Here is a 10,560-nt window from a genome sequence, read left to right on the forward strand (position 1 = left end):
TCGTTCCTTTCCTCATCGCCAAAAGCGGTTGTGCTGCCGTCAACTTCGGTCCGCCCGCCCCCGGGGTCAAGGGGCTGGACCGGGGGTATTCCTGCCTTTACCAAGGAGGAAACCCTGACTGACGAGGCTTGCACATGGATTTGACCGGAAAAAGCGTGCTGATCACCGGCGCCAGCCGTGGCATCGGCGCCGCCGCCGCGCGCGCCTTTGCCGCAGAGGGCGCCAATGTCGCGCTGGTGGCGCGCAGCCGTTCCGCCCTTGCCGATCTGGCGGGCGAAATCGGGCCGCGCGCCGTGGCCATCCCCTGCGACATCTCGCGCTACTGGGAAATGGCGCAGGCGGTGCAGGCCTGCCTGACCGCCTTCGGACGGCTGGACGTGCTGGTGAACAACGCGGGCGCCATCGAGCCGATCGCGCATCTGGCCGAAGCCGATCCCGACGCATGGGGGCAGGTCATCGACGTGAACCTGAAAGGCGTGTTCCACGGCATGCGCGCGGCGCTGCCGGTGATGCTGGCGGCGGGCGGCGGCACCATCCTGACCATCGGATCGGGCGCGGCGCAGAACCCGGTGGAGGCGTGGTCGCATTACTGTGCCTCCAAGGCGGGGGCGCTGATGCTGACCAAGATGGCTGATGCCGAAAACCGCGCGCAGGGCATCCGCGCGCTGTCGCTGTCGCCGGGCACGGTGGCCACGCAGATGCAGCGCGAGATCAAGGCCTCTGGCATCAACCCGGTCAGCCAGTTGGACTGGGAGGATCACATCCCGCCCGACTGGGTGGCGCGCGCGCTGGTCTGGATGTGCGGCGCCGAGGCCGACGGCTATCTGGGCGGCGAAGCCTCGCTGCGCGATCCCGACCTGCGCCGGAGGCTGGGTCTGGAATGATCGCGCTGGACCGCTGCGGCGGATTCTGGACCGCGCGGATCACCCGCCCCGAGCGGGCGAACGCGCTGACCCCGGAGATGCTGGAGCGGCTCTGCGAGATCGCCGAAGACGCGCAGGAAGCGCGGGCGCTGGTGCTGACCGGAGAGGGCCCGGTGTTTTCCGCCGGCGCCGATCTGGAGGCGGTGCGGAGCGGGCTTGCCACCTCGCCGCTGTGGGAGCGGCTGTCGGCGGCCATCGCCGCCCTGCCGGGGCTCAGCATCGCGGCGCTGAACGGCACGGCGGCGGGGGGCGCGCTTGGCATGGTGCTGGCCTGCGACCTGCGGCTGGCGGTGCCCGGCGCCCGGATTTTCTATCCGGTGATGAAGCTGGGCTTTCTGCCGCAGCCGTCTGATCCGGTGCGGCTGGCGCGGCTGGTCGGGCCCGCCCGCGCCAAGATGATCCTGCTGGCCGGGCAGAAGGTGCCGGTCGAGGAGGCGCGGGATTGGGGGCTGGTCGACCGGGTGGTGCCCGCCGAGGCGCTGCTGCCCACGGCGCGGGCGCTGGCGGCGGACTGTCTGGGGGCGGAGGCCGCGCATGTGCGGGCGATCAAGGCGCTGATCCCCTGAGGTGAAGGGAGGGGGCTCTGCCCCCTCTTGGCGCTTTGCGCCAATTCACCCCCGGAGTTTAGGGGCAAGATGAAAGGCGCCTAGCGGCAGAGCCGGGCGACGATGCTTTCGGCGGTGATCTGGCCAAGCGTCCGGCCCTGGTCGGTGACGGTGAGGTGGCGCGCCTGCTGCAGCTGCGCCATGAGCGCGCGCACCGGGGTTTCCGGCGCGACCTCGGGGGCGGCGGGGTCGGCGCCCGGCGCGGCGGTCATCACGTCGCGGGCGGTCAGCACCCCGAGCGGGTTCATGTTGGCGACAAATTCGGCGACATAGGGCGAGGCGGGATCGGAGAAGATCTCGCGCGGGGTGCCGGTCTGGACGATGCGCCCGCCCTCCATCAGCGCGATGCGGCCCCCGAGCTTGAACGCCTCGTCCAGATCATGGCTGACGAAGAGGATGGTGCGGCGGAGCTTGCGCTGCAGATCCAGCAGTTCGTCCTGCAGCCGGGTGCGGATCAGCGGATCCAGCGCCGAGAAAGGTTCGTCCATCAGCAGGATCGGCGCGTCGGTGGCAAAGGCGCGGGCAAGGCCGACGCGCTGCTGCATGCCGCCCGACAGTTCCGCCACCGGGCGGTCGGCCCAGCCGTCCAGCCCGACCAGCGCCAGCTGCTCGGCGATGCGGCGGGCGCGGTCGGCGGGGCGGACCCCCGCCAGTTCCAGCCCGAAGCCGACATTTTCGGCGACGCTGCGCCATGGCAGCAGGCCGAACTGCTGGAACACCATGGCGACGCGGGTCTGGCGCAGCTGGCGCAGGGTGGCGGGGCGGCACGTGGTGACATCGACCATGGCGCTGCCGTCATGCACCCGGACACTGCCCCGCGTCACCGGGTTCAGCCCGTTGACCGCGCGCAGCAGCGTTGATTTGCCCGAGCCGGAGAGGCCCATCAGCACCACGATCTCGCCCTCGTCCACCTCCAGCGAGGCGTCATGCACGCCCAGCACCTGCCCGGTTTCCTTGCCGATCTCGGACCGGCTGCGGCCTTCATCGGCCAGCGGCAGGGCGCCATGGGGATCATCGCCAAAGACGATGGAGACCTCGTCGAAGATCACCGCCCGCGTCATGTGCGGCCCCGCAGCGCGCGGTCCAGCAGGATGGCCAGCACGACGATGACCAGCCCCGCCTCGAACCCGAGCCCGGTATCGACGCGGTTGAGCGCGCGCAGCACCGGCACGCCCAGCCCGTCCGCGCCGACCAGCGCCGCCACCACCACCATGGACAGCGACAGCATGATGGTCTGGTTCAGCCCGGCAAGGATCTGCGGCAGCGCGCAGGGCAGTTCCACCTTCCAGAGCTTCTGGCGCGGGGTGGCGCCGAAGGCCTCTGCCGCCTCGATCAGCGCGGACGGGGTGGAGGTGACGCCCAGATGGGTCAGCCGGATCGGTGCGGGCAGCACGAAGATCACCGTGGCGATCAGGCCCGGCACCATGCCGATGCCGAAGAACACGATGGAGGGGATCAGATAGACGAAGCTGGGCAGGGTCTGCATCAGGTCGAGCACCGGGCGCAGCGTCCGGTAAAGCCGGGGCCGGTGGGCGGCGGCGATGCCGATGGGCACGCCGAAGCCCATGCAGACCACGCAGGCCGACAGCACCAGCGTCAGACTTTCGGTGGTTTCTTCCCAATAGCCCTGATTGACGATGAAGAGAAAGCCGAAGCCCACCAGCGCGGGCACCTTCCAGCTGCGGTGCAGCGCCCATGTCAGGGCGGCGAAGACGGCGATCACCAGCAGTTCGGGTGGCGTCTGCAGCACCCAGAGGATCGCCTCGATCAGCGCCTCCATGGCCTCGGCCAGCCCGTCAAAGGCCCATGTGCCGTGGCGCTGCAGCCAGCCGAACCCGGCCTCTGCGGCATCCCCGACGGGAAGTTTGTAGGCGGTAAGCCAGTCCATGCGCAGACCCTGTGCCGCGCGCCCGCAAAACCGGGCGCCATGAGATGCCGGAGCGGCGGCGCGGGTCAGCCCCCGCGCCGCGCCTGCCTTGGATTACTGCAGGGTGGCCAGAACGGCGGGCTTCGCCTCGGCGCCGTCCTTGGTGGTGACGCCGACCAGCCAGCCATCCAGCACCTGCGGATTGGCAGCGAGCCAGTCGCGCGCGGCCTCCTGCGGATCGGCGCCGTCATCAAGGATGGCGCCCATGATCTCGTTCTCCATCTGGAGCGAGAATTCCAGATTGGTCAGGAACTGGCCGACATTGGGGCATTCCTCCACATAGCCCGCGCGGGTGTTGGTGTGCACGGTGGCGCCGCCCAGATCCGGGCCGAACCAGTCATCGCCGCCGGTGAGATAGGTCAGGTCGTAATTGGCGTTCATGGGATGCGGCTCCCATGCCAGAAACACGATGGGCTCGTCGCGGTTGGTCGCCCGGCCCACCTGCGCCAGCATCCCCTGTTCGGAGCTTTCCTTGACCTCGAATTCCGACAGGCCGAACGCATCGGCGCCGATCATGTCGAGGATCAGGCGGTTGCCGTCATTGCCGGGCTCGATGCCATAGATGGTCTGGTCCAGCGCCTCGGCCTGTGCGGCGATGTCGGCAAAATCAGCGATGCCTGCGGCGGCGCCCGCCGCATTGGTGGCCAGCGTGTATTTCGCCCCGGTCAGGTTGGCGCGCAGGCTGTCGACGGTGCCCGCCTCGCGATAGGGGGCGATGTCGGCCTCCATCGTCGGCATCCAGTTGCCAAGGAAGACATCGATGTCGTTATTGGCGAGCGAGGTATAGGTGACCGGCACCGACAGCACCTTCACATCGGTCTCGTAGCCCATGGCCTGCAGCACCACGGTGGTGGCGGCAGTGGTGGCGGTGATGTCGGTCCAGCCCACATCGGAAAAGGTGACGGAGTCGCAGTCCGCATGGGCGGCCCCTGCGGACAGCAGCGCCGCCGCGAGGGCAAGGCGGGATGTGGTCATGGTGATCTCCCCGGTGATGTTGGTCTTTATGGCCGCCAGTAAGCGCGGAAATTCCCCGTTTTGCAACCAATCGCCGGGCCAAGCCCCCTCGCCTTCGCCCCTTGGGCCATGGCATGCTGCGGCGACGTCAGAAGGAGACTGCCATGGCCGAGCTTGAAACACGCATCGCACAGGGCCGGGGCGATGCCCCCGCCGATCTGGTGCTGCGCGGCGGACGGCTGTTCGACCTTGTCACCGGCGCGCTGCTGGAGGGCGACGTGGCGATCTGCGGCGACACCATCGTGGGGATCCTCGACCATTATGAAGGGCGCGAGGTGATCGACGTAACGGGCCAGATCCTTGTGCCCGGCTTCATCGACACGCATCTGCATATCGAAAGCTCGCTGGTCACGCCGTTCGAATTCGACCGCTGCGTGACCCCGCGCGGGGTAACCACCGCCATCTGCGACCCGCATGAAATCGCCAATGTGGTCGGGGCGGCGGGCATCCGCTATTTCCAGCAGGCCTCTGAACACACGCTGATGGACATCCGGGTGCAGCTGTCGTCCTGCGTGCCGTCGACGCATATGGAAACGGCAGGGGCAGAGCTTCTGGCCGAAGACATCGCGGCGCTGCGCGGGCACCCTTCGGGCATCGGGCTGGCGGAGTTCATGAACTATCCCGGCGTGATCTTCCGCGATCCGCAGGCCATGGCCAAGCTGCGGCTCTTCGAGGGCGGGCATGTGGACGGGCACTGCCCGCTGCTGTCGGGGCGGGATCTGAACGCCTATGTGGCGGCGGGCATCCGCACCGAACACGAGGCGACCAGCGCCGAGGAGGCGCTGGAAAAGCTGCGCAAGGGCATGCGGGTGCTGATCCGCGAAGGCTCGGTCAGCAAGGATCTGCACGCGCTGCAGCCGCTGCTGGACGAACGGACCTCGCCCTACATGTGCCTGTGCACCGATGACCGCAACCCGCTGGACATCGCCGAGCATGGCCATCTGGATTACATGATCCGCACCCTGATCGCCCTTGGCACGCCGCCGCTTGCCGCCTATCGCGCCGCGACGCTGTCCGCCGCCGAAGCCTTCGGCCTGAAGGATCGCGGCATGATCGCGCCCGGCAAGCGCGCCGACATCGTGGTGCTCGACTCGCTGGAGGGCTGCCATGCGCAGCTGGTTCTGGCGGGCGGGGTGCGGGTGGATCAGGCGGCCTTTGCCGCGCGTGGCCATATCCCCGAGGTCGGGCGGCAGTCCGTGCATGCGCCGCGCCTGCGGGCGGAGGATTTCCGCAGCACCGCCAACCGCACCGCCACGGATGTCATCGGCATCCGCGAGGGGCAGATTCTGACCGACCATCTGCACGAGGACATCGCGCTCAGCGACGGGGACAAGCGCCCCGATCCCGCGCGCGACCTGATGCGGATCGCGGTGGTGGAACGCCACGGGCGCAACGGCAACATCGCCACCGGCTTCGTGCGGGGATTCGGGCTGCAGCGCGGCGCCATCGCCTCCACCGTCTGTCACGACCATCACAACATCGCCTGCGTCGGCGCGGATTATGCCGACATGGCGCTGGCCGCCAACCGGCTGGCCGAGATCGAAGGCGGGTTTGTCGTGGCCGAGGCCGGGCAGATTCTGGCGGAACTGGCGCTGCCGGTGGCGGGGCTGATGAGCCTTGAACCGTTCGAGGCGGTGCGCGACCGGCTGACCGATCTGCGCGCCGCCGCCCGCAGCCTTGGCGTGACGCTGGAAGAGCCGTTCCTGCAGCTGGCCTTTCTGGCGCTGCCGGTGATCCCCGCGCTGAAGATCACCGACCGCGGCATGGTGGATGTCACGAAATTCGAGATCATCCCCGGCTAGGCCGCGTCACGGGCAGCGGGTATAGACCAGCGGCTCGGGGATCGCGCCCTCGCCGGTTTCGCGGCGGGTCAGGGTGTCGCCGCTCTGCTCCAGCAGGATGTCGCGGGACCATGTCATGCCCTCGCCGCTGAAGTTGAACCGGGCGGCGATGCGGCTGGGGGTGGCTTCGGTCACCTCGCCCAAGGTGGCGCGGGATTCGTAGAACACCAGCCGCTCCGGCTCCACCGTCAGCAGCCCCTTGGCATCGTCGCGGCCCGGCTCGCAATCGGCGGCAACAAGGCCCCACTGGCCCTGCAGCGCGGCAGGAATGGTGCCTTCGGGCACGGCGGCGGAGGGGCGGTCCTGCGGCAGGCAGGCGGCGGCAAGGGCAATGACGGTGGCGGGTATCAAAAACTTCTTCATCTTATTCAACGCTCCCGCCCGCGCAAAAGTTCCACCCTACAGCGCCGACAGCAGCGCCGGGGTGGGCCAGCCATCCACCGGCAGGCCCAGATCCGCCTGCACCGCCCGCACGGCGGCGCGGGTGCCCGCGCCAAGGATCCCGTCCACCTCGCCCACGTCATGGCCGCGCGCCTGCAGGCGCTGCTGCAGCGCCTTCATCTGCGCGCCGTCCAGCCCCGGCTGCGGGCTGCCCGCGTCATAGACCGGCGCTCCTTCCAGCCGCGTGGCGAAATAGGCGGCGGTCAGCACATAGGTAAAGCTCTGGTTCCAGTCGAAAAACACCCGGAAGTTGGGATAGGCCAGAAAGGCGGGTCCGCCCCGCCCCTGCGGCAGGATCACCGAGGCTTCCAGCCGTCCGTCATCCAGCGCGCCCTGCCGCGCCGCCACGCCCAGCCGTTCCCATTCGGCCACGCTGCGCGTCACCTCCAGCCCGGTCAGCCGCAGATCCAGATCGGCAGGCAGCACCACCTCCTGCAGCCACGGCTCGCGCGGGCGCCAGCCCAGCGAGGACAGCATCGCCGCCCCCGACATCAGCGCATCCGGCACCGAGGTTTTCAACTGCACCTGCCCGTCGCCATCGCCATCGGTGCCATGCTCCAGAATGTCGCGCGGCAGCATCTGCACCATGCCGATCTCTCCGGCCCAGGCGCCGCGGGTGGTGGCGGGGTCGAATTCGCCGCGCGCATGAAGCTGCATCGCGGCCAGAAGCTGCGGCCGGAACAGGCCGGGCCTGCGGCAGTCATGCGCCAGCGTCGCCAGCGCGTTGGCGGTGTTGAACTCGCCCTGCACCGCGCCGTAATCGGTCTCGAACGCCCAGAAGGCCAGCAGCACCCCCGGGGCTATGCCCAGTTCGGTCTGGATCCGGTCAAAGACGGCATCCCACTCCTCCGCCTTGCGGCGGCCCCGGTCCAGCCGGTCCTGACTGATCAGGCGGCGCGAAAACTCGATGAACGGCGCCTGAAAGATGCCCTGCCCGCGATCCGCGCGCAGCACCGCCGGATCGGGCCGCAGCCCCGCCACAAAGCTTTGCGCCGCCTGCGGATCGATGCCCGCCGCCACCGCCTCGGCCCGCACCCCGTCCAGAAAGGCGGCAAAATCGCCACCACAGGGCACCGTCTGCGCCAGAGCGGGAGCAGGCAGCGCAAGGGCAAGGCTCAGGATCAGGGCGCGCATGGACCACCTATCTGCTTGGTTGTGCCGCAACCTAACACCGCTCTTTCTGCGCGCAACGGGCAGGCGGGGTGCCGCCCAATGCACCGGCAGGAAGGCGCTGTTTGCATTTCGTTCACGAAGTTTACGAGAGTATTAATCATTTGTTTAGGGTTGGCGACGAAAAGAAATAGACGTGAGGCTGGGGCGAAAACGGGGTTGTGGGACGGCGGAGGTCGGAATGAAGGTGCTCATCGTCGAGAGCAGCAAGGAGCTGTCGGCGCTCTGGCGTCGGCATCTTGAACGGCTGGGAGCGGTCGTGGCGATTGCCCATGATCAGGACAGCGCCACCACGCTGCTGCAGCGGCGCGATTTTTCCATCATGGTGCTGGATCTGGTGCTGGACCACGGCAGCGCGCTGGCCGTGGCCGATTTTGCCAGCTACCGCCGCCCCGACTGCCGGGTGATCTTTGTCACCAACACCTCGTTCTTTTCGGACGGGTCGATCTTCCGGCACTGCGCCAATGCCTGCGCCTATCTGCAAAGCCAGACCGAACCCGCCGATCTGGCCGCCATGGTCGAACATTACGCCGGGCAGCGCGTGGCGGCGGGCCGCTCCGTCTAGAGCCCGCCGCGCCCGTGCGGCGCCTCCAGATCCAGATCCGGTCCGATGGGCACGATCCGGTGCGGATTGATGGTGTCATGGCTGTAATGGTAATGCCGGGTGATGTGGTCGAACCGCACCGTCCCGGCCACGCCGGGCCATTGATACAGCTCGCGCAGATAGCCCCACAGGCTGGGGTAATCCACGATCCGCGCCCGGTTGCATTTGAAATGCCCGTGATAGACCATATCGAACCGGATCAGCGTGGTAAAAAGCCGCCAGTCCGCTTCGGTCAGCCTGTCGCCCATCAGATAGCGCTGGCCGGCAAGCCGCGCCTCCAGCCAGTCCAGCGTCTCGAACAGCGGCACCACGGCGGCGTCATAAGCCTCCTGCGTGGTGGCAAAGCCCGCCTTGTAGACGCCGTTGTTCACGGTGTCATAGATGCGGTCATTGACCGGCTCGATCTCCGCGCGCAGCGCTTCGGGCCAGTAATCATCGGTATTGCCGGTCAGCCCGTCAAAGGCGCTGTTGAACATGCGGATGATTTCGGCGCTTTCGTTCGACACGATGGTGCCGCGGCTCTTGTCCCAGAGCACCGGCACCGTCACCCGCCCCGAGATCTGCGGATCGGCGCGCAGATAGACCTCGCGCAGGAAGCGCAGCCCGTGCAGGCGGTCGCCGGTGGTGCCGGGGAAATCCAGATCGAAGGTCCAGCCGTCGGACAGCATGTCGGGATGCACCACGCTGACCTCGATCAGATCCTCCAGCCCCTTGAGGGCGCGGAAGATCAGCGCGCGATGCGCCCAAGGGCAGGCATAGCTGACATAAAGATGATAGCGCCCCGCCTCGGCGGCAAAGCCGCCCTCGCCCGAGGGCCCCGGCGCGCCGTCCGGCGTCACCCAGTTGCGGAAGGCGGTGTCGGACCGGAGAAATTTCCCGCCCGTCTTTTCGGTGTCATACCACTGGTCGCTCCAGCGGCCGTCGATCAGCTGGCCCATGACGTGCTCCTTTTCCGGTGTCGAGGGGCAAGCTAGCGCCCTCGGGCCCACCCGCAACCGCGCCCCGCGCGCAGCAGCCCCCGCAGCAGCGCACAGATGCCGGTCAGCCCAGCACGTCCCCCGGCCTCAGCGGCAGCCCCCGCAGGAAACTTTCCGCCTCCTGCGCGCCCCGGCCCGCGCGCTGCGCCCGCGTCACCTGCACGGCGCCGCTGCCGCAGGCGACGGTAAAGCCCGTGTCCAGCACCGCCCCCGGCGCGCCAGCGCCTGCAGCTTGCCTCGCCCCCAGCAGCTTGATCCGCTCGCCCTGATGCGTGGTCCATGCGCCGGGAAAGGGCGACAGCCCCCGGATCAGCCGGTCGACCTCTGCCGCCGGACGGGTCCAGTCCAGCGCCGCCTCCGCCTTGTCGATCTTCTGCGCATAGGTGATCCCCGCCTCCGGCTGCGGCTCGGGCACCAGATCGTCCAGCCGCGCCAGCGCCACCCCGATCAGATCCGCCCCCAGCGCCGACAGCCGGTCATGCAATTCGCCCGTGGTCTCCTCGGCGCCGATCGCCACCGCCTGCCGCAGCAGCACCGGGCCGGTATCCAGCCCCGCCTCCATCTGCATGATGCAGATGCCGGTCTCGGCATCGCCCGACAGGATGGCGCGATGGATCGGCGCCGCCCCGCGCCAGCGCGGCAGCAGCGAGGCATGGATGTTCAGACAGCCGCGCGCGGGCGCGTCCAGCACGACCTGCGGCAGGATCAGCCCATAGGCCACCACCACCGCCACCTCGGCGCCAAATGCCGCAAATTCCGCCTGCGCCTCTGCACCTTTCAGCGAGATCGGATGCCGCACCGGCAGACCCAGCGCCTCGGCCCGCGCCTGCACCGGCGAGGGGCGGTCCTTCTTGCCCCGGCCCGCGGGGCGCGGCGGCTGGCAGTAGACGGCGGCAATCTCGTGCCCGCCTGCCACCAGCGCGTCCAGCACCGGTACCGAAAACTCGGGCGTTCCCATGAAGATCACGCGCATGCCGGCTCCTTCCGCTCTTCTTCTGACCCCAAATATCCCGGGGAGCGGGAGGGGCAAAGCCCCCCCCCCTACCCCTCGCCGCCAC

At 68.7% G+C, this 10,560-nt stretch carries 11 protein-coding genes; 4 read left to right on the top strand and 7 right to left on the bottom strand.

Annotation, left to right across the window (positions count from 1 at the left end):
• The first annotated feature begins 134 nt into the window (after positions 1-134).
• On the top strand, positions 135-884 hold the full coding sequence (locus tag VK682_RS00955; protein ID WP_230794688.1) for an SDR family oxidoreductase: 750 nt from the start codon (positions 135-137) through the stop codon (positions 882-884).
• Positions 881-1,489, top strand: coding sequence for an enoyl-CoA hydratase/isomerase family protein (locus VK682_RS00960; RefSeq protein WP_230794689.1), 609 nt, complete (start codon positions 881-883; stop codon positions 1,487-1,489). Before VK682_RS00955 ends, VK682_RS00960 begins: the two co-directional genes overlap by 4 nt.
• Before the next feature lie 80 nt (positions 1,490-1,569).
• Here the strand turns inward: VK682_RS00960 and choV are convergent, their stop codons facing one another.
• The 3 genes from choV to choX form a co-directional block, all read right to left on the bottom strand.
• A complete protein-coding gene (gene choV / locus VK682_RS00965) occupies positions 1,570-2,589 on the bottom strand; it encodes a choline ABC transporter ATP-binding protein (RefSeq protein WP_230794690.1) in 1,020 nt (339 codons plus the stop codon).
• Positions 2,586-3,416 (bottom strand): choline ABC transporter permease subunit, encoded by an 831-nt coding sequence (gene choW, locus VK682_RS00970; RefSeq protein ID WP_230794691.1) that lies wholly within the window; start codon positions 3,414-3,416, stop codon positions 2,586-2,588. The genes choV and choW overlap by 4 nt, the downstream gene beginning before the upstream one ends.
• A 93-nt stretch (positions 3,417-3,509) precedes the next feature.
• Positions 3,510-4,430 (bottom strand): choline ABC transporter substrate-binding protein, encoded by a 921-nt coding sequence (gene choX, locus VK682_RS00975; protein WP_324781313.1) that lies wholly within the window; start codon positions 4,428-4,430, stop codon positions 3,510-3,512.
• Positions 4,431-4,573: 143 nt separating this feature from the next.
• Between choX and ade the strand changes: the two genes are divergently transcribed.
• On the top strand, positions 4,574-6,271 hold the full coding sequence (gene ade / locus VK682_RS00980) for an adenine deaminase (protein WP_324781314.1): 1,698 nt from the start codon (positions 4,574-4,576) through the stop codon (positions 6,269-6,271).
• A 6-nt stretch (positions 6,272-6,277) separates the two neighbouring features.
• Here the strand turns inward: ade and VK682_RS00985 are convergent, their stop codons facing one another.
• Together VK682_RS00985 and VK682_RS00990 are read right to left on the bottom strand one after the other, a co-directional pair.
• Entirely contained in the window at positions 6,278-6,673 is a 396-nt protein-coding gene (locus VK682_RS00985) for a hypothetical protein (RefSeq protein ID WP_324781315.1), read from the bottom strand.
• Positions 6,674-6,709: 36 nt separating this feature from the next.
• Complete coding sequence (locus tag VK682_RS00990; RefSeq protein ID WP_324781316.1) at positions 6,710-7,885, bottom strand: lytic murein transglycosylase; 1,176 nt, start codon at positions 7,883-7,885, stop codon at positions 6,710-6,712.
• Positions 7,886-8,102: 217 nt separating this feature from the next.
• On the opposite strand from VK682_RS00990, the gene VK682_RS00995 reads away from it, so the two are divergent.
• Positions 8,103-8,486: a response regulator transcription factor gene (locus tag VK682_RS00995; protein ID WP_089842312.1), complete on the top strand. Its 384-nt coding sequence runs from the start codon at positions 8,103-8,105 to the stop codon at positions 8,484-8,486.
• Here VK682_RS00995 and VK682_RS01000 read toward each other — a convergent pair.
• Together VK682_RS01000 and fmt are read right to left on the bottom strand one after the other, a co-directional pair.
• A complete protein-coding gene (locus tag VK682_RS01000; RefSeq protein WP_324781317.1) occupies positions 8,483-9,463 on the bottom strand; it encodes a glutathione S-transferase family protein in 981 nt (326 codons plus the stop codon). The genes VK682_RS00995 and VK682_RS01000 overlap by 4 nt on opposite strands.
• A gap of 103 nt (positions 9,464-9,566) precedes the next feature.
• On the bottom strand, positions 9,567-10,475 hold the full coding sequence (gene fmt / locus VK682_RS01005) for a methionyl-tRNA formyltransferase (RefSeq protein ID WP_324781318.1): 909 nt from the start codon (positions 10,473-10,475) through the stop codon (positions 9,567-9,569).
• Between the last annotated feature and the right edge of the window lie 85 nt (positions 10,476-10,560).

Source organism: Salipiger marinus (assembly GCF_035481585.1).
Lineage (GTDB): Bacteria > Pseudomonadota > Alphaproteobacteria > Rhodobacterales > Rhodobacteraceae > Salipiger > Salipiger marinus.

Coding starts and splice junctions, on each gene's coding strand:
- fmt (WP_324781318.1), bottom strand. CDS start 10,475: ATGCGCGTGATCTTCATGGGAACGCCCGAGTTTTCGGTACCGGTGCTG.
- VK682_RS00960 (WP_230794689.1), top strand. CDS start 881: ATGATCGCGCTGGACCGCTGCGGCGGATTCTGGACCGCGCGGATCACC.
- VK682_RS00995 (WP_089842312.1), top strand. CDS start 8,103: ATGAAGGTGCTCATCGTCGAGAGCAGCAAGGAGCTGTCGGCGCTCTGG.
- choW (WP_230794691.1), bottom strand. CDS start 3,416: ATGGACTGGCTTACCGCCTACAAACTTCCCGTCGGGGATGCCGCAGAG.
- VK682_RS01000 (WP_324781317.1), bottom strand. CDS start 9,463: ATGGGCCAGCTGATCGACGGCCGCTGGAGCGACCAGTGGTATGACACC.
- VK682_RS00985 (WP_324781315.1), bottom strand. CDS start 6,673: ATGAAGAAGTTTTTGATACCCGCCACCGTCATTGCCCTTGCCGCCGCC.
- choV (WP_230794690.1), bottom strand. CDS start 2,589: ATGACGCGGGCGGTGATCTTCGACGAGGTCTCCATCGTCTTTGGCGAT.
- VK682_RS00955 (WP_230794688.1), top strand. CDS start 135: ATGGATTTGACCGGAAAAAGCGTGCTGATCACCGGCGCCAGCCGTGGC.
- choX (WP_324781313.1), bottom strand. CDS start 4,430: ATGACCACATCCCGCCTTGCCCTCGCGGCGGCGCTGCTGTCCGCAGGG.
- VK682_RS00990 (WP_324781316.1), bottom strand. CDS start 7,885: ATGCGCGCCCTGATCCTGAGCCTTGCCCTTGCGCTGCCTGCTCCCGCT.
- ade (WP_324781314.1), top strand. CDS start 4,574: ATGGCCGAGCTTGAAACACGCATCGCACAGGGCCGGGGCGATGCCCCC.